This window comes from Ruegeria sp. BA2 (genome assembly GCF_056539605.1).
The window spans coordinates 355,770-380,369 of record NZ_JBQFVE010000003.1; the positions used below are offsets into that span (position 1 = coordinate 355,770).

Annotated in this window: 29 protein-coding genes; all 29 read left to right on the forward strand. The window is 58.3% G+C overall.

Features of this window, described 5'->3' with window-relative positions:
• The first annotated feature begins 39 nt into the window (after positions 1-39).
• Entirely contained in the window at positions 40-1,563 is a 1,524-nt protein-coding gene (locus tag ACR0NN_RS09245; protein WP_170720580.1) for an AMP-binding protein, read from the forward strand.
• Entirely contained in the window at positions 1,560-2,039 is a 480-nt protein-coding gene (locus ACR0NN_RS09250) for a lysozyme inhibitor LprI family protein (protein WP_170720577.1), read from the forward strand. The genes ACR0NN_RS09245 and ACR0NN_RS09250 overlap by 4 nt, the downstream gene beginning before the upstream one ends.
• Positions 2,036-3,646 (forward strand): carboxyl transferase domain-containing protein, encoded by a 1,611-nt coding sequence (locus tag ACR0NN_RS09255; RefSeq protein ID WP_170720575.1) that lies wholly within the window; start codon positions 2,036-2,038, stop codon positions 3,644-3,646. The genes ACR0NN_RS09250 and ACR0NN_RS09255 overlap by 4 nt, the downstream gene beginning before the upstream one ends.
• A 280-nt stretch (positions 3,647-3,926) precedes the next feature.
• Positions 3,927-4,355: an ASCH domain-containing protein gene (locus ACR0NN_RS09260; RefSeq protein ID WP_170720569.1), complete on the forward strand. Its 429-nt coding sequence runs from the start codon at positions 3,927-3,929 to the stop codon at positions 4,353-4,355.
• A gap of 2 nt (positions 4,356-4,357) precedes the next feature.
• Positions 4,358-6,286 carry an acetyl-CoA carboxylase biotin carboxylase subunit gene (locus ACR0NN_RS09265; protein ID WP_170720564.1) on the forward strand — a complete coding sequence of 643 codons (1,929 nt, stop codon included), beginning with the start codon at positions 4,358-4,360 and terminating at the stop codon, positions 6,284-6,286.
• Between the two features lie 74 nt (positions 6,287-6,360).
• Positions 6,361-7,215, forward strand: coding sequence for a hydroxymethylglutaryl-CoA lyase (locus tag ACR0NN_RS09270; protein WP_170720561.1), 855 nt, complete (start codon positions 6,361-6,363; stop codon positions 7,213-7,215).
• Between the two features lie 3 nt (positions 7,216-7,218).
• On the forward strand, positions 7,219-8,007 hold the full coding sequence (locus ACR0NN_RS09275) for a crotonase/enoyl-CoA hydratase family protein (protein ID WP_170720559.1): 789 nt from the start codon (positions 7,219-7,221) through the stop codon (positions 8,005-8,007).
• A 176-nt stretch (positions 8,008-8,183) separates the two neighbouring features.
• Positions 8,184-8,549 (forward strand): NADH-quinone oxidoreductase subunit A, encoded by a 366-nt coding sequence (locus ACR0NN_RS09280; RefSeq protein WP_120635912.1) that lies wholly within the window; start codon positions 8,184-8,186, stop codon positions 8,547-8,549.
• Positions 8,540-9,073, forward strand: a complete 534-nt coding sequence (locus ACR0NN_RS09285) for a NuoB/complex I 20 kDa subunit family protein (protein WP_010442777.1) — start codon at positions 8,540-8,542, stop codon at positions 9,071-9,073. The genes ACR0NN_RS09280 and ACR0NN_RS09285 overlap by 10 nt, the downstream gene beginning before the upstream one ends.
• A 12-nt stretch (positions 9,074-9,085) precedes the next feature.
• Entirely contained in the window at positions 9,086-9,688 is a 603-nt protein-coding gene (locus tag ACR0NN_RS09290; protein WP_170720555.1) for an NADH-quinone oxidoreductase subunit C, read from the forward strand.
• A 3-nt stretch (positions 9,689-9,691) separates the two neighbouring features.
• Positions 9,692-9,865 carry a hypothetical protein gene (locus ACR0NN_RS09295; protein ID WP_170397057.1) on the forward strand — a complete coding sequence of 58 codons (174 nt, stop codon included), beginning with the start codon at positions 9,692-9,694 and terminating at the stop codon, positions 9,863-9,865.
• Positions 9,865-9,990 carry a hypothetical protein gene (locus ACR0NN_RS09300; protein WP_480684467.1) on the forward strand — a complete coding sequence of 42 codons (126 nt, stop codon included), beginning with the start codon at positions 9,865-9,867 and terminating at the stop codon, positions 9,988-9,990. Before ACR0NN_RS09295 ends, ACR0NN_RS09300 begins: the two co-directional genes overlap by 1 nt.
• Positions 9,990-11,213, forward strand: coding sequence for an NADH-quinone oxidoreductase subunit D (locus tag ACR0NN_RS09305; RefSeq protein WP_170343780.1), 1,224 nt, complete (start codon positions 9,990-9,992; stop codon positions 11,211-11,213). The genes ACR0NN_RS09300 and ACR0NN_RS09305 overlap by 1 nt, the downstream gene beginning before the upstream one ends.
• Positions 11,213-12,313, forward strand: coding sequence for an NADH-quinone oxidoreductase subunit NuoE (gene nuoE, locus ACR0NN_RS09310; RefSeq protein WP_170720552.1), 1,101 nt, complete (start codon positions 11,213-11,215; stop codon positions 12,311-12,313). Before ACR0NN_RS09305 ends, nuoE begins: the two co-directional genes overlap by 1 nt.
• A 30-nt stretch (positions 12,314-12,343) precedes the next feature.
• Positions 12,344-12,571 carry a DUF5337 domain-containing protein gene (locus ACR0NN_RS09315; RefSeq protein ID WP_170693940.1) on the forward strand — a complete coding sequence of 76 codons (228 nt, stop codon included), beginning with the start codon at positions 12,344-12,346 and terminating at the stop codon, positions 12,569-12,571.
• A gap of 6 nt (positions 12,572-12,577) precedes the next feature.
• The gene (nuoF, locus tag ACR0NN_RS09320; protein ID WP_170671812.1) at positions 12,578-13,876 is read left to right on the forward strand and encodes an NADH-quinone oxidoreductase subunit NuoF; all 1,299 of its coding nucleotides are present in this window, start codon (positions 12,578-12,580) and stop codon (positions 13,874-13,876) included.
• Positions 13,877-13,881: 5 nt separating this feature from the next.
• Entirely contained in the window at positions 13,882-14,298 is a 417-nt protein-coding gene (locus ACR0NN_RS09325) for an MAPEG family protein (protein WP_170720549.1), read from the forward strand.
• A complete protein-coding gene (locus ACR0NN_RS09330; protein WP_170720547.1) occupies positions 14,295-14,798 on the forward strand; it encodes a DUF3291 domain-containing protein in 504 nt (167 codons plus the stop codon). Before ACR0NN_RS09325 ends, ACR0NN_RS09330 begins: the two co-directional genes overlap by 4 nt.
• 79 nt (positions 14,799-14,877) lie before the next feature.
• A complete protein-coding gene (locus tag ACR0NN_RS09335) occupies positions 14,878-15,234 on the forward strand; it encodes a hypothetical protein (protein WP_480684469.1) in 357 nt (118 codons plus the stop codon).
• Positions 15,235-15,332: 98 nt separating this feature from the next.
• On the forward strand, positions 15,333-15,737 hold the full coding sequence (locus tag ACR0NN_RS09340) for a DUF5333 domain-containing protein (RefSeq protein ID WP_480684471.1): 405 nt from the start codon (positions 15,333-15,335) through the stop codon (positions 15,735-15,737).
• A gap of 3 nt (positions 15,738-15,740) precedes the next feature.
• Positions 15,741-17,762 (forward strand): NADH-quinone oxidoreductase subunit NuoG, encoded by a 2,022-nt coding sequence (nuoG, locus tag ACR0NN_RS09345; protein ID WP_170720537.1) that lies wholly within the window; start codon positions 15,741-15,743, stop codon positions 17,760-17,762.
• Positions 17,759-17,974, forward strand: coding sequence for a hypothetical protein (locus ACR0NN_RS09350; RefSeq protein WP_170685820.1), 216 nt, complete (start codon positions 17,759-17,761; stop codon positions 17,972-17,974). Before nuoG ends, ACR0NN_RS09350 begins: the two co-directional genes overlap by 4 nt.
• A complete protein-coding gene (gene nuoH, locus ACR0NN_RS09355) occupies positions 17,967-19,004 on the forward strand; it encodes an NADH-quinone oxidoreductase subunit NuoH (RefSeq protein WP_170720534.1) in 1,038 nt (345 codons plus the stop codon). Before ACR0NN_RS09350 ends, nuoH begins: the two co-directional genes overlap by 8 nt.
• A gap of 1 nt (position 19,005) precedes the next feature.
• The gene (nuoI, locus tag ACR0NN_RS09360) at positions 19,006-19,500 is read left to right on the forward strand and encodes an NADH-quinone oxidoreductase subunit NuoI (protein WP_039524264.1); all 495 of its coding nucleotides are present in this window, start codon (positions 19,006-19,008) and stop codon (positions 19,498-19,500) included.
• Positions 19,497-19,907 carry a carboxymuconolactone decarboxylase family protein gene (locus ACR0NN_RS09365; RefSeq protein ID WP_010442761.1) on the forward strand — a complete coding sequence of 137 codons (411 nt, stop codon included), beginning with the start codon at positions 19,497-19,499 and terminating at the stop codon, positions 19,905-19,907. The genes nuoI and ACR0NN_RS09365 overlap by 4 nt, the downstream gene beginning before the upstream one ends.
• Complete coding sequence (locus ACR0NN_RS09370; RefSeq protein ID WP_170685817.1) at positions 19,904-20,506, forward strand: NADH-quinone oxidoreductase subunit J; 603 nt, start codon at positions 19,904-19,906, stop codon at positions 20,504-20,506. The genes ACR0NN_RS09365 and ACR0NN_RS09370 overlap by 4 nt, the downstream gene beginning before the upstream one ends.
• A gap of 79 nt (positions 20,507-20,585) precedes the next feature.
• Positions 20,586-20,891, forward strand: a complete 306-nt coding sequence (gene nuoK / locus ACR0NN_RS09375) for an NADH-quinone oxidoreductase subunit NuoK (RefSeq protein WP_005984024.1) — start codon at positions 20,586-20,588, stop codon at positions 20,889-20,891.
• 7 nt (positions 20,892-20,898) lie between these two features.
• Entirely contained in the window at positions 20,899-23,052 is a 2,154-nt protein-coding gene (nuoL, locus tag ACR0NN_RS09380) for an NADH-quinone oxidoreductase subunit L (RefSeq protein WP_170720526.1), read from the forward strand.
• The gene (locus ACR0NN_RS09385; protein WP_170720522.1) at positions 23,052-24,596 is read left to right on the forward strand and encodes an NADH-quinone oxidoreductase subunit M; all 1,545 of its coding nucleotides are present in this window, start codon (positions 23,052-23,054) and stop codon (positions 24,594-24,596) included. The genes nuoL and ACR0NN_RS09385 overlap by 1 nt, the downstream gene beginning before the upstream one ends.
• The last annotated feature ends 4 nt before the right edge of the window (positions 24,597-24,600 follow it).

Sequence of the window (24,600 nt, forward strand, 5' to 3'; positions counted from 1 at the left end):
GCCGCGCCGCAATCACCAATAAAATAAGGGGAATACAGCATGTGTCCTGCTGAGGTCATACCGGGTTTGCGCGGGGATCAAAGCTGGGCAATCCCTGATCGTCTGAACATGGCACGTCAGTGTCTGTCGCACCCATCCGAACAGGTTGCATTGCTCGATCTGACCCAGGGCGAGGTGCGCAAAATCATGTTTGGTGATCTGGAGCAAATGGTTGACGGTATCGCGGGTTCGCTGATCGAGCGCGTCCATCCCGGTGACCGTGTTGGTGTCTTGCTCAGCCAATCTCCCTGGTGCGCTGCCGCGCATCTGGCGATCTGGAAGATCGGTGCAATCTCGGTGCCTCTGTTCAAGTTGTTCAAGCACGACGCGCTTGCATCGCGGGTCGGTGATGCAGGTGCGCAGATCGTCTTGACGGATGCGGAGGGTGCCGCATTGCTCGGCGATCTGGCCCAGCCGCTTTTGGTTGATGAGATCGGTCAAAGTGGCGGCCCCGTGCCTTATGCCGACACTGGCCTCGAGGATCCGGCGGTTCTGATCTATACATCTGGCACCACAGGCAGTCCCAAGGGCGCATTGCATGGGCATCGGGTGCTGACAGGCCATCTGCCCGGCGTCTCGATCAGCCACAATCATTTGCGCGCGGGCGATTGCTTGTGGACACCCGCCGACTGGGCGTGGATCGGCGGATTGTTCGATGTGCTGATGCCTGGGCTGGCGCTGGGCATCCCTGTCGTAGCCGCGCGGCTTGAGAAATTTTCGCCAGAGGCTTGCGCAGATGTGATTGCCCGCGCGTGCGTGCGCAACGTGTTTTTTCCGCCCACCGCACTGCGGATGTTGAAGGCCGCAGATCGCTCGATCCCTGGGCTGCGCTCGGTGGCCTCGGGAGGGGAGCCGCTGGGGGCTGAGATGCTGGCCTGGGGGCAGCAGGCGTTTGGATTGACGATCAATGAGTTTTACGGCCAGACTGAGTGCAACATGGTCGTCTCGTCCTGTGCCGAGGATTTCCCGGTGCAGCCCGGATGTATCGGTAAACCGGTGCCGGGACATGAGGTCGCGGTGATCGACGAGGACGGTGTGCCAACGGCCGAGGAGGGCGATGTCGCCATTCGCCGCGGTTCGGCCTCCATGTTGCTGGAATACTGGAACCGGCCCGAGGCGACGGCCGAGAAGTTCCGGGGCGACTGGTTGGTCACCGGAGATCGCGGCATTTGGGAGGGCGACTATCTGCGCTTTGTCGGGCGGGATGACGACGTGATCACCTCAGCCGGGTACCGTATCGGTCCCGCCGAGATCGAAGACTGCCTGCTGACCCATCCGGCGGTGGCGACGGCGGGTGTGGTCGGCAAGCCCGACCCGCTGCGGACCGAGATTGTGAAGGCCTATGTGGTTTTGAAGCCGGAGGCTGCGGCGACGGAATCCGAGCTGCAGGATTGGGTCAAAAACCGTCTGGCGCAGTATTCCTACCCGCGTGAGGTCGCGTTTTTGGAGGAATTGCCGATGACAGTGACGGGGAAGGTGATCCGAAAAGAATTGAAGGCGCGGGCTACGGGCGAAGTCAAATGAAACGTATTCTTTTTGCTGTTTGTTTGTTGATACCAGTAGATGCTTTGGCAGATTGGGCACCAGAACCTGTAGCGGAAACGGAAATCTGGGATTGCATAGAAGAAGCAGGCTCTGGCTGGCATGCGGGGGCGACATGTCTCAGGCAGTTCTCGAATGTATGCATCGAAGATAGCGGAAGCTTTGACAGCATCATTGTAGCGCAATGCAAAGATGCCGAAATGAAAGGCTGGGACGCGGTCCTGAATACTGCTTACCAATCCTTGATCACCGATTTGTCCGGGTTTGAAATTCCAACAGTTGCTGCCGAAGCGCTGAGGGATGCACAACGCGCCTGGATCGAATTCCGCGACGCCGAATGCTTGTCACGCGGAAATCTCACGACCGGGACCGGCCATTACGAAGATGGCGCAGATTGTTTTTTGCGGGTTACAGCTGATCGGGCTTTGGACCTCATCGCTTATGGGGGCACACAATGAGTAAGTTGAAATCCGGATATATCCCTGGCGCGGAAGCGGCGCAGGCAAACCGCAAAGCGCATCTCGACGCACTGTCTCAAATCTCTGCCGCCGCAGAAGCCGCGCGCATGGGCGGTGGCGAGAAATCCCGTGCTCGGCATGAATCCCGTGGCAAGATGCTGCCGCGGCGGCGGGTCGCGAACCTGCTCGATCCGGGGTCTCCGTTTCTGGAAATCGGCGCGACGGCGGCGCATGGGATGTATGGCGATGCCGCGCCCTGCGCCGGGGTCATCGCGGGCATTGGCCGGGTACAGGGGCGCGAGGTCATGGTGGTCTGCAACGATGCCACCGTGAAGGGTGGCACCTATTATCCGATGACTGTCAAAAAACACCTCCGCGCGCAGGAGATTGCCGAGGAAAATCATCTGCCCTGCATCTATCTGGTCGATAGCGGCGGCGCGAACCTGCCCAATCAGGATGAGGTTTTCCCTGATCGCGACCATTTTGGCCGCATCTTCTATAACCAAGCGCGGATGAGCGCGAAGGGGATCGCTCAGATCGCCGTTGTGATGGGCTCGTGCACGGCGGGTGGGGCCTATGTGCCTGCGATGTCGGATGTGACGATCATCGTGAAAGAGCAGGGGACAATCTTTCTGGCCGGACCGCCTCTGGTCAAGGCCGCGACCGGAGAGGTTGTGACGGCCGAAGATTTGGGAGGCGGAGATGTCCATACGCGCCTGTCCGGCGTGGCGGATTACTTGGCCGAGGATGACGCGCATGCGCTGGCTCTGGCGCGACGGGCGGTTGGGTCGTTGGGCGGTGCCGGGCTGAAGCCCGGCCTACAGTTTGAGACGACCGAAGACCCGGCATATGACCCCGATGAGATTCTGGGTGTCGTGCCTGCTGATCTGCGCACGCCTTATGATATCCGCGAGGTTATTGCGCGGCTGGTCGATGGCTCTCGGTTCGATGAGTTCAAACCCCGGTTCGGCGAGACACTGGTGACAGGTTTCGCCCATATCAAGGGCTGCCCGGTGGGGATCATCGCCAATAACGGCGTGCTGTTTTCCGAGGCGGCACAAAAAGGCGCGCATTTTGTCGAACTCTGCTCGCAACGCAAAACGCCGCTGGTGTTTCTGCAGAACATCACCGGGTTCATGGTCGGTCGGAAATACGAAAACGAGGGCATCGCGCGGCACGGGGCTAAGATGGTGACGGCGGTGGCGACCACTTCGGTGCCAAAGATCACAATGCTTGTGGGCGGTTCGTTCGGGGCCGGAAACTACGGTATGGCAGGTCGTGCCTATCAGCCGCGGTTCCTGTGGACCTGGCCGAACTCACGGATTTCAGTGATGGGCGGCGAACAGGCGGCAGGTGTTCTGGCCACGGTCAAACGCGACGGGATCGAGCGGCAGGGCGGCACGTGGTCGGCTGAGGAAGAGGCCGATTTCAAACGCCCGACGCTGGAGATGTTCGAGGAGCAATCCCACCCCCTCTATGCCTCGGCGCGGCTGTGGGACGACGGCATCATCGACCCGCGCAAAAGCCGCGACGTGCTGGCCTTGTCGCTGAGTGCTGCGCTGAACGCACCTATTGAGGACACACGGTTCGGCGTGTTCAGGATGTGAACATGGCTTTCTCTGGAATGGTCCAGCATGTGTTTTCAATTCCTGGCAAAGGTACTGTGCTTTGGCTTACGAGAGTTGTTGGAGATCCAATAAAGGGCGAGTGTATCGAAACAGATCTCGGTGAGGCTACGATTCTAGCCGTTAGCGAGCCAGTTATTCGAGATCGTGCTTGCCTTACGGGCAAAAAAGTCCCTTCGTATGGCGCGATATTGACTGACTTGCCCATGCCAGAAGCGAAGTCTCTGCACAAAACAAGCGTTCAAACCCTTGGAGGGCCTTCATGAGTGAAATTCTCACACAATTGATTACCCGCTATCCCAACGCGCAGACGTTCAAGTTTGGCGACAATCGGATGTTGTGTGATGAGTTGCTGGCGCTTGTGCGGGAGGGCATCAAGACTGCAACCTGTGGGGCTCTGAGGGATTATCCCGATGGCAGCCCGGACATGCCGCAACCGGGACGACGGGACATTGCGTTGGATTGGGATGATCAGCCCGCGCTGGTGATCGAAACCGTGGATGTCTCGATCCGGCGCTATTGCGATGTATCCCAGGAATTTGCGCTGGCCGAAGGTGAAAATGACAGCCTCGAAGGGTGGCGAGAGGCGCATCGTCGTTACTTTGAGCGCAATGGCGGCTTTGATCCCGAGATGGAACTGGTGTGCGAGCGGTTTCGTCTGGTCGAGGATCTGGCAGGGGAAGGGAAATAGGTATGTTCAGCAAAATCCTGATTGCCAACCGGGGTGAGATTGCCTGCCGGGTCATGGAAACGGCGCAGAAGATGGGCGTGTCTTGCGTGGCTGTGTACTCGGACGTCGATGCCTCGGCCAAGCATGTGCAGATCGCGGATGAAGCTGTGCATATCGGCGGCGCCGCCCCGGCTGAGAGCTACCTTAAGGGGGATGTGATCATACGGGCGGCGCTGGACACAGGCGCGCAGGCGATTCATCCGGGGTATGGTTTTTTGTCCGAAAACCCTGACTTTGTGGATGCGGTTGAGACTGCGGGCCTGACCTTTATCGGGCCATCGGCGGATGCGATCCGCAAGATGGGTCTTAAGGACGCGGCCAAAGATTTGATGGAGCAGGCAGGTGTTCCCGTTGTGCCCGGGTATCATGGTGAAAACCAAGATCCCGAACATTTGGCCGAGGCGGCGGATACCATTGGCTATCCCGTTCTTATCAAGGCTGTCGCGGGCGGTGGCGGTAAGGGCATGCGGCTGGTTGAGAAGCCCGGGGATTTCCTGGCCGCTTTGGACAGTGCGCGCGGAGAGGCCAGGACAGCATTTGGCAATGACGCGGTGCTGGTTGAGAAATTCGTCGCCAAGCCGCGCCATGTCGAGGTGCAAGTGTTCGGTGATGGCACCAATGCGGTGCATCTGTTTGAACGCGATTGCTCGTTGCAGCGGCGACATCAGAAGGTGATTGAAGAGGCTCCGGCCCCCGGAATGACCGCTGAAATGCGTGAGGCAATGGGGCAGGCAGGTGTTCGTGCGGCTGAAGCGATCGGCTACAAAGGCGCAGGGACGGTTGAGTTTATCGTCGATGCCTCGGACGGGCTGCGGCCGGATCGGTTCTGGTTCATGGAGATGAACACGCGCCTGCAGGTGGAACACCCTGTGACCGAAGCGATCACCGGTGTTGATCTGGTTGAATGGCAGCTGCGGGTAGCTGCGGGCGAAAGCCTGCCTCAGCAGCAGAGTGATTTGTCGATCAGCGGGCACGCGTTCGAGGCGCGGCTTTACGCCGAGGATGTGCCCAAAGGCTTTTTGCCCGCGACCGGAACCCTGACCCATCTGCAGTTTCCCTCGGCGTGTAGGGCTGACAGTGGTGTGCGGGCAGGGGATACGATCAGCCCTTGGTATGACCCGATGATTGCCAAGGTTGTCGTACATGGGCCGACCCGCGCGATTGCGCTGGAAAGCCTGCATCGTGTCTTGCGCCAGACCGAAGTTGCCGGAACGGTCACAAACCTCGCTTTCCTTGGTGCTCTGACCCGCCATGCCGGGTTTGCGTCGGGCGACGTGGATACCGGGCTGATCGGGCGAGACCTTGAAGAACTGGTGCAGGAGACTGGCGCGAACGACGCCGCGACGGTGGCCGCCGCGATGGCTGCGCTGGGTCTGATAGATACGGATGCGGAGACCGGCTTTACCCTTTGGAGCCCGTTGCACCGCGCAGTGCAGTTGCTGCGGGACGGAGAGGTTGTTGATCTGGATGTGCAGGTCGACGGGCCTGATCGGCAGGTTTGGGAGGTGGATGGCAATCGGCTGATCGCTCAACGCCACAATGGCTGGACATTGGATGGTAAGCCCCTGCCCAACGTCGCCATCACAGGGTCTCAGGTCACGGTGTTCGATGACTACGGGCAAGTGTTGCAAATCGTTGACCCGTTGGATCGCGATGCCAGCGCAGCAGGGGACACCAATGTGATCGAAGCGCCGATGCCCGGTTTGGTCAAGGCCGTCTTTGCTTCGGCAGGACAAGAGGTGAAAGAAGGCGACCGGTTGGCCATTCTTGAAGCCATGAAGATGGAACATTCGCTGCTGGCCGCCCGCGATGGCGTAGTGGCCGAAGTGCTGGCGGATGCGGGCGCTCAGGTCGAAGCCGGGGCGGCGCTGGTTCGGCTGGCCGAGGATTAACCTGTTCGGGCCGCGCATTGCATGGCACAGTCATCCGTATTTGAAACAAGAAGAATCCGGGAAGGGATGCGCTGATGAAAGAACGGGTCGAAATATTCGAGGTCGGGCCGCGGGACGGTCTGCAGAACGAGAAGCGCGAAATCCCTGTGGCCGAGAAGGTGGCCTTGGTCGATTGCCTCAGCCGCGCCGGGTTCAACCGGATTGAAATTGCCAGCTTTGTCTCCCCGAAATGGGTGCCACAGATGGCGGGCAGCGGTGAAGTTCTGGCTGGGATCAGGCGCGCAGACGGCGTGCGTTACGCCGCGCTAACACCGAACATGCGCGGCTATAAGGATGCTTTGGTCGCCAAGGCTGACGAGATCGCGGTGTTTGCATCTGCGTCCGAAGGGTTCTCGAAGGCCAACATCAACGCGACCATCGCCGAGTCGATCGAGCGTTTCGTGCCAATCCTTGAAGCGGCGCGCCATATTGATTTGCCCGTCCGGGGCTATGTCTCTTGCGTAACTGACTGCCCCTATGACGGTCCGACGCCTCCCGAAAAAGTTGCCGAAGTGGCGGACGCGTTGTTTGCCCATGGCTGCTATGAGATTTCGTTGGGCGACACCATTGGGCAGGGGACGCCGGACAAGATCGCGCATATGCTGTTGGCGGTGCGCGAGCGGGTGCCCGTGACCCGGCTTGCAGGCCATTTCCACGATACCAACGGGCGGGCGATCGACAACATAGATGCGTCACTGGCGCTGGGCGTCCGGGTGTTTGATGCTGCAGTTGGCGGTTTGGGGGGGTGCCCCTATGCGCCAGGCGCGGCGGGTAATGTTGCGACCGAAGCCGTGGCCGCGCATCTGGAGCGGTTGGGATATGAGACCGGTCTGGATGCGACCGTTCTGGAACAGGCGGCGGACATGGCGCGGGCAATGCGGACGGACTAAGAAATGTACGAGACGATTACACTGAAGACTGACGAACGCGGCGTGGCCACGCTGATGCTGGATCGCCCGGAAAAGCACAATGCGCTGTCGGCACTGATGATTGCTGAACTGACACAGGCCGCCGCACAACTGTCCAGCGATAATGCTGTCCGGGTCGTTGCGCTGGCGGCCTCGGGGAAAAGTTTTTGCGCCGGTGGGGATCTGGGGTGGATGCAGGCGCAGATGGCGGCTGACCCGGAAACACGATTTATCGAAGCGCGCAAGCTGGCCGAAATGCTGAATTCCTTGAACACTTTGACCAAACCCTTGATCGGCGCGTTGCAGGGAAACGCGTTCGGCGGCGGGGTTGGGATGGCTGCGGTCTGTGATGTCGCGATTGGCGTCGACAGCCTGAAGATGAGTTTGACCGAAACCAGACTGGGCCTGATCCCGGCCACGATTGGCCCTTATGTCATTGCGCGAATGGGCGAGGCTCGTGCCCGGAGGGTCTTTATGTCCGCCCGCCTGTTTGATGCGGCGGAGGCGGTTGAACTCGGCCTGCTGGCACGCGCCGTACCGGCCGACTCGCTGGCCGAAGCCGTTGAGGCGGAAGTTCAACCTTATCTGTCCTGCGCGCCGGGTGCAGTTTCGTCTGCAAAGCAACTAGTCCAATCGCTTGGGCCGCGCGTTGACGAAGCTGTGATTGATCACAGCATTCAACAGCTTGTCGCGCGCTGGGAAACCGACGAGGCGCAAGAGGGAATCGCGGCCTTCTTCGACAAACGAAAACCTGCATGGAATAAACAGGTTTAGCCACTCGGGCCGAACTAACAACCTTCCCAACTATAGCCTGCTGGCGAATGACAATTATGCCTGCCTGCGCGTTTCTGCTTGGTTGACCCTCTGACCCCACAGGGATAGAGAATGTCCAGTCAAATCGCCAATTGACGGCGCACCCGTCCGGGACATGCGCAGGAAAGGAGCTATACGTGGAAGACCTGCTGCGGGAGTACCTCCCGATTCTGGTGTTTCTGGCCGTTGCCGTAGGCCTTGGAATCGTGCTGATTCTGGCTGCTGTGGTCCTGGCTGTTCGTAATCCCGACCCCGAAAAGGTCAGCGCATATGAATGTGGCTTCAACGCCTTCGACGATGCGCGGATGAAGTTCGATGTTCGATTCTATCTGGTCGCGATTCTCTTTATCATCTTCGATCTTGAGATTGCCTTCCTGTTCCCGTGGGCCGTCGGCTTCAAGGATATCAGCGATGTGGGCTTCTGGTCGATGATGGTGTTCTTGGGCGTGCTGACCATTGGCTTTGCCTATGAATGGAAGAAAGGGGCCCTGGAATGGGAGTGATGACGGGTGCAAACACCGCTGGCGTCGACAAAGAAGTCGCCACCCAGGCCCTGAATGCCGAACTGCAGGACAAGGGGTTCCTGCTGACTTCGACCGAAGACATTATCAACTGGGCGCGTACCGGGTCTTTGCACTGGATGACCTTTGGTCTGGCCTGCTGCGCTGTTGAGATGATGCACACCTCAATGCCACGTTACGACGCGGAACGGTTCGGCATCGCACCGCGCGCCTCGCCGCGTCAGTCGGATGTGATGATCGTGGCCGGGACGTTGACCAACAAGATGGCCCCGGCGCTGCGTAAGGTCTACGACCAGATGCCCGAGCCGCGCTATGTGATCTCGATGGGATCCTGCGCAAATGGTGGCGGTTATTATCACTATTCCTATTCCGTTGTGCGCGGCTGTGACCGCGTGGTTCCGGTGGATATCTATGTCCCCGGTTGCCCCCCGACCGCCGAGGCGCTGCTTTACGGACTGATGCAGTTGCAACGCAAAATTCGCCGTACCGGCACCATTGTGCGCTAAGGGAGAGGGCAGATGAGCGAAGCACTCAAAGAACTCGGCGCGCAGCTGGAACTGAAACGGGCCGATTGCGTTCTGTCCTGGGACGTTACTCATGGTGAGCTGAACGTCGATGTGGCTCCCTCGAATCTGGTGGAATTCATCGAATTCCTGAAAGCCGACCGTAGCTGCCAGTTCTCGACCCTGGTGGACATCACCGGCGTCGATTACCCCGAACGGGCTAAGCGGTTCGACGTGATCTATCACTTCTTGTCGATGTACCAGAACCAGCGCATTCGCCTGCGTGTCTCGATCCGCGAGGATGACATGGTGCCTTCGATTGTGGATGTGCACCCCTCGGCCAACTGGTTCGAGCGTGAGGTGTTCGATATGTTCGGCATCCTGTTCTCAGGCCACCCGGACCTTCGTCGCATCCTCACCGACTATGGGTTCCGCGGCTATCCGTTGCGCAAGGATTTCCCGACCACCGGCTATACCGAGGTCCGCTATGACGAGGCGCAAAAGCGTGTGGTCTATGAACCCGTCAGCCTTGTACAGGAATACCGCCAGTTTGATTTCATGTCCCCTTGGGAAGGTGCCAATTACATTCTTCCGGGGGATGAAAAACAGGAGTCGTAAGTCATGGAGTTCCTGATCTGGATTGCCGTCACGGTCGCCACGATCATCCCGATGCTGAAACTGCTACCGCATTTCGGGATCGAGAAATATTGGGTTGTCGCCTGCGTCATCCCCATTGGAACGCTGATCCTGATCTGGATTATGGCCATGAAACTGCAAGAGATGGAGCGCCGCTGATGGGTCTGGGGGAACTGATTGCGTTGGGGGCGCTTGGGGTTCTGCTGGCCGGAGCCGCTGCCAAGTCGGCTGAGGCGGAAAAGGTCCGGGTCCGGGCCGAAGCGAAGAAGAAACGAGGGCGTTGATGGACGGCTCAAGATACGATGACGGCAGCACGGACGCGCTGAGCGGAGAACAGAAGATCCGCAACTTCAACATTAACTTCGGCCCGCAACACCCTGCGGCGCATGGAGTTCTGCGTCTTGTGCTTGAGCTGGACGGTGAGATCGTCGAGCGTTGCGATCCGCATATCGGCCTGCTGCACCGTGGCACCGAAAAGCTGATGGAAAGCCGGACGTATCTGCAGAACCTGCCGTATTTCGATCGTCTGGATTATGTGGCGCCGATGAACCAGGAACACGCCTGGTGCCTCGCCATCGAAAAGCTGACTGGTGTAGAAGTGCCACGCCGCGGCTCGCTGATCCGGGTGCTGTATTCCGAAATCGGCCGCATCCTGAACCACCTGCTGAACGTGACCACACAAGCCATGGATGTGGGTGCGCTGACTCCGCCGCTGTGGGGTTTTGAAGAGCGCGAAAAGCTGATGGTGTTCTATGAGCGTGCCTGTGGCGCCCGCCTGCACGCGGCTTATTTCCGCCCCGGTGGTGTGCATCAGGATCTGCCGCCGGAATTGCTGGATGATATCGAGGCGTGGAGCCATGAGTTCCCCGCCGTTCTCGATGATATTGACGGTCTGCTGACCGAAAACCGCATCTTCAAACAGCGTAACGCCGACATTGGTGTCGTGACCGAAGATGACATTCAGAAATACGGCTTCTCGGGCGTGATGGTGCGCGGATCGGGCCTCGCATGGGACTTGCGCCGCGCACAGCCCTATGAATGCTATGACGAGTTCGAGTTCCAAATTCCCGTCGGCAAGAACGGTGACTGCTATGACCGCTATCTCGTCCGTATGGAAGAGATGCGCCAGTCGCTGCTGATCATCCGTCAGGCCATCGCCAAAATCCGCGACTGCCCTGGTGACGTTCTGGCGCGTGGCAAGATCACCCCGCCGAAACGCTCGGACATGAAGACCTCGATGGAAAGCCTGATCCATCACTTCAAGCTGTACACCGAAGGCTTCCACGTTCCAGCAGGCGAGGTTTACGCCGCCGTCGAAGCCCCCAAGGGCGAGTTCGGCGTCTATCTGGTCGCCGATGGTACCAACAAACCCTATCGCGCCAAACTGCGCGCGCCAGGCTTTCTGCACCTGCAAGCCATGGACCACGTCGCCAAGGGCCACCAGTTGGCCGACGTCGCCGCCATTATCGGCACCATGGATGTCGTATTTGGAGAGATTGACCGCTAATGCTCCGCCGTCTTCATCCTGAACAACCCGAAAGCTTTGCCTTCACCGCTGCCAACCAGCAATGGGCCGAAGCGCAGATGACTAAATACCCCGAAGGCCGTCAGGCCAGTGCGGTGATCCCGCTGCTGTGGCGCGCGCAGGAACAAGAGGGGTGGCTGAGCCGTCCGGCGATCGAATCTGTCGCCGATATGCTGGGCATGGCCTATATCCGCGTGCTTGAGGTGGCCTCGTTCTACTTTATGTTCCAGCTCCAACCCGTCGGGTCCGTCGCGCATATCCAGGTTTGCGGCACGACATCCTGCATGCTCTGCGGGGCCGAGGATCTGATTGCGGTTTGCAAGGAAAAGATCGCAGCCAAACCTCATGAGCTATCGGCGGATGGCAAGCTGAGCTGGGAAGAGGTTGAATGCCTTGGGTCCTGCACCAACGCGCCGATGGCTCAGATCGGCAAGGATTACTACGAAGACCTGACCACTGAGAGTTTTGGAAAAATTCTTGATGATCTGGTGTCGGGCAAAGTGCCAACTCCGGGTCCGCAGAATGGTCGATATGCGGCGGAACCTCTGAAAGGGCTGACCAGCCTGACGGAGTATGACAGCGGCAGAACGCAGTATAACGCAAGTGTTCAGCTTGCGAGCGATCTGGGCGATACAGTCAAGCGCATCAATGGGACCGAGGTACCAATCCTGACCCCGTGGCTGGGCAAGGATGGAAAAGCAACGGCGACCAAGGCCGCGCCGAAGCCGCCTAAAGCGCCGGCCCCTGCGAAGCCTGCGGTGAAACAAGCCGCTGAAGCGAAAGCAGCAAAAGAGGATCAGCCGGAAACGCTGAGCAGTGCGCGCGATGGCAAGCCCGATGATCTGAAGATGCTGAAGGGCGTAGGTCCGAAGCTGGAAGAGACTCTGAACGAACTGGGCTTTTACCACTATGACCAGATCGCTGCATGGACACCCGAGCAGGTGGCCTGGGTGGATGCACGGCTGAAGTTCAAAGGCCGGATCAAGCGGGACGGGTGGATCGAACAAGCCGCGAAACTGGCTGCAGGTGAAGAAACCGAGTTTGCTAAACGTGCCAAAGAAGACGGCACTTACGAAGATTAAACGAGTGCCCGCCTAGGGCATCAGGACAAGATGGATACGGACAAGGAACTGGCCATAGCCCGCAAGGGCCGACATATCGGCATCGTCATTGCGGTGACGATGATGATTTGGCTTGGAATGACCTTGTTCATTGGCCCTGCAATCGGATTGCCGGGGCGTTATGCGCTGCTGTTTGATTTTGCCGCTTTGGCAGGATTCATTTATGCGGGCGTCAACATATTTCAACTCTGGCGCATGCGTCAGGACAGCCAAAGGTAACACGCGATGCTGAAGGATCAGGACAGGATCTTTACCAACATCTACGGGATGCATGAGCGCACGTTGAAAGGCGCGCAGGCCCGCGGGCATTGGGACGGCACCGCTGGCCTGATCGAGAAAGGCCGCGACTGGATCATCCAGACGATGAAAGACTCAGGGCTTCGCGGACGTGGTGGTGCGGGCTTCCCGACCGGTCTGAAGTGGTCGTTTATGCCGAAGGAAAGCGATGGTCGTCCCGCCTATCTGGTGGTGAACGCTGACGAATCCGAGCCCGGAACCTGCAAAGATCGCGAAATCATGCGTCATGATCCGCATACGCTGATCGAAGGCTGCCTGATCGCGTCTTTCGCAATGAACGCGCATACTTGCTACATCTACTTGCGCGGTGAATACATCCGCGAGCGTGAGGCGCTGCAGGCCGCGATTGACGAAGCTTATGACGCGGGTCTGCTGGGCAAGAACGCCGCTGGTTCGGGCTGGGATTTTGACCTGTTCCTGCATCATGGGGCTGGTGCCTATATCTGCGGTGAGGAAACTGCCCTGATCGAAAGCCTTGAGGGCAAGAAGGGTATGCCGCGGATGAAACCTCCGTTCCCGGCGGGGGCGGGGCTATATGGCTGTCCGACCACGGTGAACAATGTGGAATCCATCGCCGTTGTGCCTACCATCCTGCGTCGCGGCGCGGACTGGTTCGCCGGTTTTGGCCGTCAGAACAACGCAGGCACCAAGCTCTTTGCGATCTCGGGCCATGTAAACAACCCCTGCGTCGTCGAAGAGGCGATGTCGATTTCCTTCGAAGACCTGATTGAGACCCATTGCGGCGGTATTCGCGGCGGTTGGGACAATCTGTTGGCCGTGATCCCCGGTGGCTCATCTGTTCCTTGCGTGCGCGGTGAGAACATGCGCGATGCGATCATGGATTTCGATTATCTGCGTGGTGAACTGGGCTCGGGCTTGGGCACTGCCGCCGTTATCGTGATGGACAAGTCCACCGACATCATCAAAGCGATCTGGCGTCTGTCGAAATTCTATAAACACGAAAGCTGCGGTCAGTGCACGCCCTGCCGTGAAGGCACTGGCTGGATGATGCGCGTGATGGACCGTCTAGTGCGCGGTGAGGCCGAGCTGGAAGAGATCGACATGCTGTTCGATGTGACCAAGCAGGTCGAAGGTCATACTATCTGCGCGCTGGGCGATGCGGCAGCCTGGCCGATCCAGGGCCTGATCCGCAACTTCAGGGAAGAGATCGAGGACCGCATCAAGGCCCAGAAATCGGGCCGTATGGGTGCGATGGCAGCGGAGTAAACCTTATGGAAGTCTTTGCCGAATATTCTCACGCAATTGCGTCGCTGGTGATTTTCACTCTGATCGTCCTGTTCCTGTCGCCGTTTTCGGCACTGGCCAAGGCGGGCAAGGGGCTGGCACCGGGTGCCACTCCGGATCAGGATTATTCGGACAAAGCCTATCGCCTGAACCGCGCTTACCTGAACGGGACGGAAACCCTGCCTGCATTCCTGACTGTGACCGTTGCGGCGATCCTGCTGGGGGCGAGCCCGTTCTGGGTTAACCTGCTGGCATCGATCGCGCTGTTGGCGCGTATCGTGATGCTGGTGATTCACCTGCGTGGGATGGGCAAGCCGCATAGCGGGATCCGTTCTGTGGCGTATGTGGCCGGATGGGCCTGCATGTTTATCCTTGGCCTTATCGCATTGGTGGCTGCGTTTTGATCCAGCCTGATGGATATCACTTGGCCGAGCTGAATGTCGGTCGTTTGTTGGCACCGACCGACGATCCGCGCGTGGCTGAATTCATGGCCAACCTTGATCGCGTCAACGGGCTGGGCAAGCGGATGCCGGGCTTTGTCTGGATGATGGAAGGCTCAGGCGAGCCGGGAACGGGCAATACCGAAAACAACATTGGGGGTGACCCGCAGTTCGTCGCAAATCTGACCGTTTGGGAGGATGTTGCCAGCCTTGAGAAGTTTGTTTGGGGGACCATCCACAAACAGTTCTACGAACGCCGCCAAGAGTGGTTTGAACTTCTCGGTGATCAGCATTTTGTCATGTGGTGGGTGCCGAAAGGGCATCAACCCAGTTTGGCAGAAGCGCTGGATCGGTTGGAAAAACTGCGTTCGGACGGACCGGGTGAAGATGCCTTTGGTTGGGCAGAATTGAAACAGGCCAGCAAGTGGCGCGACAATCGTTGCGCACAGGTCGCAGCGGAGTGAACGGGATGTTGATGCACAAAACTTCCCGTACAAGCGAGCGGATGACACAAGCGCCAGCCACGGAACAGGAGTGGTCATGATGGCGAAACGTGTATCCGTAACGGCAATGGTCGTGCTGGGAGGCTTGCTTGTAGCAGCATGTGGAACTGCGCCTTCGCGGGCGACGCGTGTGGCGTTTGACGGTATTTACTTTAATGCCAAGGCCAAACATGTGGACAAGAAGGCAACGCCCACTGATTTCACGGTCACTGTCAACGGCGTTTCGCAATCGCTGGACGGCGCGCGCGAGGCGGGCCGTTATGAGGGGACAAAATTCTGCATTCAGAATTTTGGGTCGTCCAGAATTTCGTGGAAGGTTGGCCCGGATACGGAACCGCAAAACCTGCGTCTTGAGAATGACAAGCTGACCTTTGCCGGAAGCTGCCAGAGACCATGAACGATCGTATCGCATATCACGATGGGACCGGTTCTCTGTTATTGCATAGCAGGGCCGCTAGCCGTCGTCTTGGGAAACCCAAGACGAAAGGAAATGTTATGTCTCTAGCAAAACTGATGGCCACGATTTTCGCGATTTCTGTGCCCGTAGTGGCCGAAGCCAAACCACCATTGAGAGATGTCAAAGAGATTGACAACGAACTCTACTACATCGCCATCGCAAACGAGATATCTGAGTATTGCCCCTCGATCAGCGGGCGGCGGCTTAAGGCGATTGGTGTGATGTGGGATCTGCGATCCAAAGCAAACAAATTGGGATACTCGGACTCTGAAATCCGCGCCTATGTAGACTCGGATGCCGAAAAAGACCGGATGCGCACCAAGGGCGAAGCTTATCTGGCCCAAAACGGCGTGTCTTATGAAAATCCCAATTCTTTCTGCACGTTGGGGCGGAAAGAGATTGAAAGAAACAGCGCCATTGGCGTGTATTTGAGGGCGAACTAGACCATGTCTGACCTCCGCAAAGTCAATATCGACGGGCAAGAAATCGAAGTCGATGGTGCGATGACACTGATCCAGGCCTGTGAGCAGGCCGGGGTCGAGGTGCCGCGCTTTTGCTATCACGAGCGTCTGTCGATCGCCGGAAACTGCCGGATGTGTCTGGTCGAGGTTGTGGGCGGCCCGCCCAAACCCGCAGCTTCTTGCGCGATGCAAGTGCGTGACCTGCGTCCGGGCCCGGAAGGCCAGGCACCGGTGGTCAAGACGAACTCGCCCATGGTCAAGAAGGCCCGCGAAGGGGTGATGGAGTTCCTGCTGATCAACCACCCGCTGGATTGCCCTATCTGCGATCAGGGTGGTGAATGCGACCTGCAGGATCAGGCTATGGCCTATGGCCTGTCTGGCACGCGCTTCAAAGAAGCCAAACGGGCAGTGGATGATCTGGATCTGGGTCCGTTGGTTGGTACTGCCATGACGCGCTGCATTAGCTGCACCCGCTGTGTGCGCTTCACAACCGAGGTTGCCGGGATCACTCAGATGGGCCAGACCGGGCGTGGCGAAGATGCCGAGATCACCTCGTACTTGAACCAGACGCTGGACTCGAACCTGCAGGGCAACATCATTGATCTTTGCCCGGTTGGGGCGCTGACATCGAAGCCTTATGCCTTCACCGCCCGTCCTTGGGAACTGACCAAGACCGAGAGCATCGATGTGATGGACGCTCTGGGTTCGAACATCCGCGTGGATACCAAAGGGCGCGAAGTGATGCGCTTCCTGCCGCGCAACCATGATGGCGTGAACGAAGAATGGATCAGTGACAAGACCCGCTTTGTCTGGGACGGGTTGCGGCGCCAACGGCTGGACAAGCCGTATGTGCGTGAGAACGGCAAGCTGCGACCAGCCACTTGGCCCGAGGCTTTGACCAAAGCCGCTGAGGCACTGAAAGCGGCTGAGAAGCCAGCCGGGATTGTCGGTGATCTGGCTCCGGTTGAGGCCACATTCGCGCTGAAACAGATGATCGAAGGGCAGGGTGGCATCGTCGAATGCCGCACCGATGGGGCAAAACTGCCTGCTGGAAATCGCGGTGCTTATGCCGGGACCGCAGCGATTGAAGATATCGACACGGCTGAGCGTATCTTGCTAATCGGAACCAACCCGCGTGAAGAGGCTCCGGTTCTGAACGCACGCATCCGCAAGGCGTGGGCGCATGGAGCCGAGGTGGCTCTGGTTGGGCCTGCTGTCGACCTGACTTACGACTATCACCATATGGGTGATGACCGTGCCGCGCTGCAAAAAGCAGTTGATATGGGCGGCGATGACGAGATCAAGGGTAAGCCATCTCTGGTCATCGTTGGTCAGGGCGCGCTGCAAGAGGCAGACGGTGCTGCCGTTCTGGCCGCTGCGCAAACCATTGCGGCGAATACCGAAAGTGGCCTGATTGTTCTGCACACCGCCGCCGCGCGCGTCGGTGCGATGGACGTTGATGCCACGAATGAAGGTGGCATGGAAGCGGTGAGCGCAGCGGATGTGATCTATAACCTCGGTGCGGATGAGGTTGAAATCGGCGAAGGCGCGTTTGTGATCTATCAAGGCAGCCACGGTGATCGGGGCGCGCACCGCGCCGATGTGATCCTGCCGGGCGCGGCATATACCGAGGAAAACGGGCTATTCGTGAACACCGAAGGCCGCCCGCAACTTGCCATGCGCGCCGGGTTTGCGCCGGGTGAGGCCAAGGAAAACTGGGCGATTTTGCGGGCCTTGTCCGCCGAACTGGGCGCAACGCTGCCCTTCGACTCGCTTGCGCAACTGCGTACTGCGCTGATCGAGGCAGTGCCGCATCTCGCTCAGGTTGATGAAATGATCGAGAATGAAGTTCAGGCGCTGAAGGCCGCTTCTCTGGGCAAGGCCACATTCCGCTATGCGATCAAGGATTTCTATCTGACGAACCCAATCGCACGGGCATCGCAATTGATGGCCGAACTTTCTGCACAATCTCAGGCCCGCAAATCCGAGAAGATCGCGGCGGAATGACCCCAACCCGTTTCATATCGCAAACCTACGCGGCGGCGGCGTGGCAGCTCGCCGCGCCAGAATTGTGTGTGAAACCTAAGATTAAGGGTGGCGCAATGACGGCAGATGCTGTTTACACCAACGCGCCGACCCAGCCGCAGATTGCGCAGGCATCTGGCCTTTGCATCGCACGCGGAAAACGGAATACCCACGGTGTGAGGACCAATGGCTGAATTCTTTAACACCCCAGGCGGAATAGCCATCATCATTCTGGCGCAAGTGCTTGCTGTTGTTGCGTTCGTGATGATCTCGCTGTTGTTCCTCGTTTACGGCGACCGCAAGATCTGGGCCGCCGTCCAGATGCGTCGCGGCCCCAATGTTGTCGGCGTATACGGCCTGCTGCAATCGGTGGCGGACGCACTGAAATATGTGGTGAAAGAGGTCGTCATTCCCGCAGGTGCCGACCGTACGGTGTTTATCCTCGCACCATTGACCAGTTTTGTCCTCGCGATGATCGCCTGGGCGGTGATCCCGTTCAACGATGGCTGGGTCCTGTCTGACATCAACGTCGCCATCCTCTATGTCTTCGCAGTCTCATCGCTTGAGGTTTATGGCGTGATTATGGGTGGTTGGGCGTCGAACTCAAAGTACCCGTTCCTTGGGTCGTTGCGCTCGGCTGCGCAGATGATTTCCTACGAAGTCTCCATCGGCCTGATCATCATCGGCATCATCATCTCGACCGGTTCGATGAATTTCGGCGACATCGTGCGGGCGCAGGACGGCTCGTTCGGGTTTTTCAGCTGGTATTGGCTGCCGCATTTCCCGATGGTCTTCCTGTTCTTCATCTCGGCACTGGCCGAAACCAATCGCCCCCCATTTGACCTGCCCGAGGCAGAATCGGAACTGGTCGCAGGCTATCAGGTCGAATACTCGGCCACGCCCTTCCTGCTGTTCATGGCTGGTGAATACATCGCCATCTTCCTGATGTGCGCCCTGACCACGCTGCTGTTCTTTGGCGGCTGGCTGTCGCCGATCCCGGGCCTGCCCGATGGCGTGCTGTGGATGGTCGCCAAAATGGCGTTTTTCTTCTTCCTCTTCGCGATGGTCAAGGCCATCACGCCCCGCTACCGCTATGATCAACTGATGCGGCTGGGCTGGAAAGTGTTCCTGCCGTTCTCGCTGGTCTGGGTGGTCTTCGTGGCCTTTGCCGCAAAATTTGACTGGTTCTGGGGCGCGTTTGCGCGGTGGAGCGTAGGAGGCTGATATGACCCAAATCGACTATACCCGCGCTGCTAAGTACTTCCTGTTGCAGGACTTCTGGGTCGGCATGAAGCTGGGGCTGAAATATTTCTTCGCCCCCAAGGCCACCGTGAACTATCCGCACGAAAAGGGCCCGCTTTCGCCGCGGTTCCGGGGCGAACACGCCCTGCGCCGATATCCGAACGGCGAGGAACGCTGCATCGCCTGCAAACTGTGCGAAGCGATCTGCCCTGCGCAAGCCATCACAATCGACGCAGAACCGCGCGAAGACGGCAGCCGCCGCACCACGCGCTATGACATCGACATGACCAAATGCATTTATTGCGGTTTTTGCCAAGAAGCTTGCCCGGTCGATGCCATCGTCGAAGGCCCGAATTTCGAATTCGCCACGGAAACCCGGGAAGAGCTGTTCTACGACAAGGAAAAGCTGCTGGATAACGGCGAACGCTGGGAAGCCGAGATCGCTCGCAATCTGGAAATGGACGCGCCGTACAGATGAGTGACAGCCCGACAAATCCGTTCGAGCTGATGATGAAGCAAGCTCAGGACATGGCCAAGGCGATGAACCCGGCGATGGAGAATTTCTCGCCCAAAGGGTTCGAGGCGCTGTGGCCGACCATGCCCAAAGAGGTCATGGAGATGATGTTTGGCAATACCGTCAACAAAGATGGTCTGGATGCCAAGACCCGCCTGCTGCTGACGCTGGCGGGGTTGACCTGTCAGGGCGCGCAGGCCGATAGCGCCGTGCGCCAGACCGTGCGTCATGCGCTGGAAGCGGGTGCGAAGAAACAAGAGATCGTGGAAACGATCGGTCAGATGTCGGTCTTTGCCGGCATCCCGGCCATGACCCGCGCGCTGGATCTGGCGCAAGAGGTCATGGGCGATAACGAGGATGAGGATCAATGACCGTCTTTGCCTTCTACCTGTTTGCCATCAGCGCCATCACCGGCGGGCTGTTTACGGTGATCAGCCGCCAACCGGTGCACTCGGTGCTATGGCTGATCCTGTCCTTCCTGTCTTCGGCGGGACTGTTCGTGCTGCTGGGGGCCGAGTTTGTGGCGATGCTGCTGATCATCGTTTATGTCGGCGCGGTCGCGGTTCTGTTCTTATTCGTGGTGATGATGCTCGACGTGGACTTTGCCGAGCTCAAGGCCGAGATGGCACGCTATATGCCGCTGGCCCTGCTGATCGGTCTGGTCATCCTGATGCAGTTCGTCATGGCCTTTGGAGCCTGGGACAGCGCGCAGGGCGCGGCGTCCAATCTGGCACAACCGGTTCCAGCGGATCGTCACAATACCGAGGCGTTGGGCGTCATTCTTTATGATCAATACTTCCTTCTGTTCCAACTGGCGGGCCTGATCCTGCTGGTGGCCATGATCGGTGCCATCGTACTGACTCTGCGCCACCGTCAGGACATCAAGCGTCAGGACATCGTCGGCCAGATGATGCGCGACCCGGCCAAGGCGATGGAGTTGAAGGACGTGAAACCGGGGCAGGGATTGTGAGAGACTCGATTTTTTCAAAAAAAATCGGCCTGAAATCTTACAAAGATTTCGGCGTCGTGAGAGGGACAGGATCGTCAATATGATCGGACTTGAACACTATCTTACGGTCGCGGCGACGCTGTTCGTCATCGGCATCTTCGGTCTCTTCCTGAACCGCAAGAACGTCATCATCCTACTGATGAGCATCGAACTGATGCTCTTGGCGGTGAATATCAACCTCGTGGCGTTTTCCAGTTTCCTCGGCGATCTGGTCGGGCAGGTGTTTACGCTATTCGTGCTGACCGTGGCGGCGGCCGAGGCGGCGATTGGCCTGGCCATTCTGGTCTGCTTCTTCCGCAACCGCGGCACCATCGCGGTTGAAGACGTCAATATGATGAAGGGCTAAGAGAACTATGGAAACAACCATCCTCTTTGCCCCGCTCGTGGGTGCGCTGATCTGCGGTTTTGGCTGGAAGTTTATTGGTGAAAAGGCCGCGATGTGGACCGCCACCGGGCTGCTGTTTCTGGCCTGTCTGCTGAGCTGGATCGTGTTCTTCACCTTCGATGGCGTCACCCAACAGATCGAAATCCTGCGCTGGATCGAGAGCGGTTCGCTCTCGACAAGCTGGGCGATCCGCCTGGACCGTCTCACCGCGATTATGCTGATCGTGGTGACGACCGTCTCGGCGTTGGTGCACCTCTATTCCTTTGGCTACATGGATCATGATCCGCAATGGCGCGAAGGCGAAAGCTATAAGCCGCGCTTCTTTGCCTATCTGTCGTTCTTCACCTTCGCCATGCTGATGCTGGTAACGGCGGACAACTTGGTGCAGATGTTCTTTGGCTGGGAAGGCGTGGGCGTTGCCTCATACCTGCTGATAGGGTTCTATTATCGTAAGCCTTCTGCCAATGCGGCAGCGATGAAAGCGTTCATCGTAAACCGGGTTGGTGATTTTGGCTTTGCGCTGGGGATCTTTGCGATCTTTTTGCTGACGGACAGCATCAATTTTTCGGATGTCTTTGCGGCGGCTCCGGCTCTGGCCGAGGAGAAATTGCACTTCCTCTGGGGCGAGTGGACAGCCATCGAAGTGATCTGTGTTCTGCTGTTCATCGGCGCAATGGGTAAATCGGCGCAGTTGATCCTGCACACCTGGCTGCCGGATGCGATGGAAGGCCCGACGCCTGTATCGGCCCTGATCCACGCCGCAACCATGGTAACCGCAGGTGTCTTCCTTGTCTGTCGCATGTCGCCGCTAATGGAGTTCGCACCGGGCGCGACTGGTTTCATCACTTTCCTCGGGGCCTCGACCGCGTTCTTCGCTGCGACTGTGGGGCTGGTTCAGACAGACATCAAGCGCGTGATCGCGTATTCAACCTGTTCTCAGCTGGGCTATATGTTCGTTGCTGCAGGCGTCGGCATGTACTCGGCGGCGATGTTCCACCTGTTGACCCACGCATTCTTCAAGGCGCTGTTGTTCCTTGGGGCCGGTTCGGTGATCCATGCCATGCATCACGAGCAAGAGATGACTGAGTACGGCGGGTTGCGGAAGAAAATCCCCTATACGTTCTGGGCGATGATGATCGGGACGCTGGCCATCACCGGTGTTGGCATTCCGCTAACCACCTTTGGTTTTGCAGGCTTCCTGTCAAAAGACGCGATCATCGAAAGCGCTTTTGCAGGTGGCACAGGCTACGCCTTCTGGATGCTGGTTATCGCGGCTGTCTTCACCTCGTTCTATAGCTGGCGCCTGATCTTCTTGACCTTTTATGGTGAAGAACGTGGGGACAAGCATACCCATGAGCACGCGCATGAGAGCCCGATGGTCATGTTGATCCCGCTGGGCGTATTGTCCCTGGGCGCAGTCTTCGCCGGCATGATCTGGTATGGCAACTTCTTCGGACATACGGATAAAGTCGGCAAGTTTTACGGAATTCCGGTGGCCGAAGCGTCAGAGCATGGTGAGGCGCATGGCGATGATGGTCACGGCGAAGACTCACATGCCGATCAGGGCCATAGCGATGACTCTCATACCGATGACTCCCATGGCGACGATGCGGCGCATGGAGATAAAGACGACCATGGTGATCATCACTATGTGTTCGCTGGTCAGCCGGGTGAGGGTGCGCTGTATATGGCGCCGGACAACACCGTGCTTGACGATGCCCATGCGGTTCCGAAATGGGTCAAGGTCTCGCCCTTCGTTGCGATGTTGCTTGGGTTCATAGTGGCCTATTGGTTCTACATCGTGAACACCTCGCTGCCTGCGCGTCTGGCTGCGAACCAACGTCCACTGTATCTGTTCCTGTTGAACAAGTGGTATTTCGATGAGATCTACAACGCGATCTTTGTCAAACCCACTGTCGCACTTGGTCGATTCCTTTGGAAACGCGGTGACGGCAATACAATCGATGGCTTCCTGAATGGGGTTGCGATGGGCGTTGTGCCCTTCTTCACCCGCCTCGCAGGCAAGGCTCAGACCGGTTACATCTTTACTTACGCCTTCTGGATGGTCTTGGGCATTGCCGCCCTTGTCACCTGGATGTCTATCGGCGGAGGCGCACACTAATGGATCTCATCCTATCGATCGTAACCTTCACTCCGGCAGCGGCAGCGGCGATTCTGGCGCTGTTTCTGCGGGGGGACGATCCTGATGCGCAACGCAACGCCAAATGGGTGGCTTTGATCGCGACGACTGTGACCTTCCTGGTCTCGATTGGCATCTATACCGGCTTTGATCCCTCAAACACCGGCTTCCAGATGGTGGAAGAGGGCGAATGGCTGCTGGGACTGAAATACAAGATGGGTGTCGACGGCATCAGCGTTCTGTTCGTCCTGTTGACCACCTTCATCATGCCGCTGACCATTCTGGCCAGTTGGAACGTAACGGATCGTGTCAAGGAATACATGATCGCGTTCCTGCTGCTTGAAACGCTGATGCTGGGCGTTTTCATGGCGCTGGATCTGGTGCTGTTCTACCTGTTCTTCGAGGCCGGTCTGATCCCAATGTTCCTGATCATCGGCATCTGGGGCGGCAAGGATCGGATATACGCAAGCTTCAAATTCTTCCTCTACACCTTCCTTGGCTCGGTGCTGATGCTGGTGGCGATGGTTGCGATGTACGCCGATGCGGGCACCACGGATATCGAAGCGCTGATGAGCCATCAGTTCTCGTCGGTTGGGTTCAGCGTGCTGGGCATCTATATCGTCGGCGGCATGCAGACGCTGATGTTCTTGGCGTTCTTCGCATCCTTTGCGGTGAAAATGCCGATGTGGCCGGTACACACGTGGTTGCCAGATGCGCACGTGCAAGCGCCGACCGCGGGTTCGGTTGTGCTGGCGGCGATCCTCTTGAAGATGGGCGGCTATGGCTTCCTGCGGTTCAGTCTGCCGATGTTCCCCGTGGGCTCGGCGGTGATGACCGATCTGGTGCTTTGGATGTCGGCGATTGCGGTCGTTTATACCTCGCTGGTGGCGCTGGTGCAGGAGGATATGAAGAAACTGATCGCGTATTCCTCGGTCGCGCATATGGGCTTTGTGACCATGGGCATCTTTGCGGCGAACCAACAGGGCGTTGACGGCGCGATCTTCCAGATGCTCAGCCACGGGTTTATTTCGGCTGCGCTGTTCCTGTGCGTCGGCGTAATTTACGACCGGATGCATACCCGTGATATCGAGGCATATGGAGGTCTGGTGATCCGGATGCCAGCTTACGCGCTGGTATTCATGCTGTTCACCATGGCCAATGTCGGCCTGCCGGGCACGTCTGGGTTTATCGGAGAATTCCTGACCCTGATGGGCGCGTTCCAGGTCAACACCTGGGTGACGGCTGTGGCTGCAACCGGCGTGATCTTCTCGGCGGGCTATGCGCTGTGGCTCTATCGCCGGGTAGTCTTTGGCGATCTGATCAAAGAAAGCCTGAAGGCGATGACCGACATGAGTTCCCGTGAGCGCCTGATCTTTGCACCGCTGATCCTCATGACGATACTGCTAGGGATCTATCCATCGCTGGTGACCGATGTGATCGGGCAATCCACCGCTGCGCTGATTTCGAACTATGACACGGCTCTGGCCGCGGCTGAGGCCGCATCCCAGACAGCCGCTTCGCATTAAGGAG

Excerpts from the sequence above, each read along its gene's own strand:
- ACR0NN_RS09245 (WP_170720580.1), top strand. The coding sequence starts at position 40 with ATGTGTCCTGCTGAGGTCATACCGGGTTTGCGCGGGGATCAAAGCTGG.
- ACR0NN_RS09250 (WP_170720577.1), top strand. The coding sequence starts at position 1,560 with ATGAAACGTATTCTTTTTGCTGTTTGTTTGTTGATACCAGTAGATGCT.
- ACR0NN_RS09255 (WP_170720575.1), top strand. The coding sequence starts at position 2,036 with ATGAGTAAGTTGAAATCCGGATATATCCCTGGCGCGGAAGCGGCGCAG.
- ACR0NN_RS09260 (WP_170720569.1), top strand. The coding sequence starts at position 3,927 with ATGAGTGAAATTCTCACACAATTGATTACCCGCTATCCCAACGCGCAG.
- ACR0NN_RS09265 (WP_170720564.1), top strand. The coding sequence starts at position 4,358 with ATGTTCAGCAAAATCCTGATTGCCAACCGGGGTGAGATTGCCTGCCGG.
- ACR0NN_RS09270 (WP_170720561.1), top strand. The coding sequence starts at position 6,361 with ATGAAAGAACGGGTCGAAATATTCGAGGTCGGGCCGCGGGACGGTCTG.
- ACR0NN_RS09275 (WP_170720559.1), top strand. The coding sequence starts at position 7,219 with ATGTACGAGACGATTACACTGAAGACTGACGAACGCGGCGTGGCCACG.
- ACR0NN_RS09285 (WP_010442777.1), top strand. The coding sequence starts at position 8,540 with ATGGGAGTGATGACGGGTGCAAACACCGCTGGCGTCGACAAAGAAGTC.
- ACR0NN_RS09290 (WP_170720555.1), top strand. The coding sequence starts at position 9,086 with ATGAGCGAAGCACTCAAAGAACTCGGCGCGCAGCTGGAACTGAAACGG.
- ACR0NN_RS09295 (WP_170397057.1), top strand. The coding sequence starts at position 9,692 with ATGGAGTTCCTGATCTGGATTGCCGTCACGGTCGCCACGATCATCCCG.
- ACR0NN_RS09300 (WP_480684467.1), top strand. The coding sequence starts at position 9,865 with ATGGGTCTGGGGGAACTGATTGCGTTGGGGGCGCTTGGGGTTCTGCTG.
- ACR0NN_RS09305 (WP_170343780.1), top strand. The coding sequence starts at position 9,990 with ATGGACGGCTCAAGATACGATGACGGCAGCACGGACGCGCTGAGCGGA.
- nuoE (WP_170720552.1), top strand. The coding sequence starts at position 11,213 with ATGCTCCGCCGTCTTCATCCTGAACAACCCGAAAGCTTTGCCTTCACC.
- ACR0NN_RS09315 (WP_170693940.1), top strand. The coding sequence starts at position 12,344 with ATGGATACGGACAAGGAACTGGCCATAGCCCGCAAGGGCCGACATATC.
- nuoF (WP_170671812.1), top strand. The coding sequence starts at position 12,578 with ATGCTGAAGGATCAGGACAGGATCTTTACCAACATCTACGGGATGCAT.
- ACR0NN_RS09325 (WP_170720549.1), top strand. The coding sequence starts at position 13,882 with ATGGAAGTCTTTGCCGAATATTCTCACGCAATTGCGTCGCTGGTGATT.
- ACR0NN_RS09335 (WP_480684469.1), top strand. The coding sequence starts at position 14,878 with ATGGCGAAACGTGTATCCGTAACGGCAATGGTCGTGCTGGGAGGCTTG.
- ACR0NN_RS09340 (WP_480684471.1), top strand. The coding sequence starts at position 15,333 with ATGTCTCTAGCAAAACTGATGGCCACGATTTTCGCGATTTCTGTGCCC.
- nuoG (WP_170720537.1), top strand. The coding sequence starts at position 15,741 with ATGTCTGACCTCCGCAAAGTCAATATCGACGGGCAAGAAATCGAAGTC.
- ACR0NN_RS09350 (WP_170685820.1), top strand. The coding sequence starts at position 17,759 with ATGACCCCAACCCGTTTCATATCGCAAACCTACGCGGCGGCGGCGTGG.
- nuoH (WP_170720534.1), top strand. The coding sequence starts at position 17,967 with ATGGCTGAATTCTTTAACACCCCAGGCGGAATAGCCATCATCATTCTG.
- nuoI (WP_039524264.1), top strand. The coding sequence starts at position 19,006 with ATGACCCAAATCGACTATACCCGCGCTGCTAAGTACTTCCTGTTGCAG.
- ACR0NN_RS09365 (WP_010442761.1), top strand. The coding sequence starts at position 19,497 with ATGAGTGACAGCCCGACAAATCCGTTCGAGCTGATGATGAAGCAAGCT.
- ACR0NN_RS09370 (WP_170685817.1), top strand. The coding sequence starts at position 19,904 with ATGACCGTCTTTGCCTTCTACCTGTTTGCCATCAGCGCCATCACCGGC.
- nuoK (WP_005984024.1), top strand. The coding sequence starts at position 20,586 with ATGATCGGACTTGAACACTATCTTACGGTCGCGGCGACGCTGTTCGTC.
- nuoL (WP_170720526.1), top strand. The coding sequence starts at position 20,899 with ATGGAAACAACCATCCTCTTTGCCCCGCTCGTGGGTGCGCTGATCTGC.
- ACR0NN_RS09385 (WP_170720522.1), top strand. The coding sequence starts at position 23,052 with ATGGATCTCATCCTATCGATCGTAACCTTCACTCCGGCAGCGGCAGCG.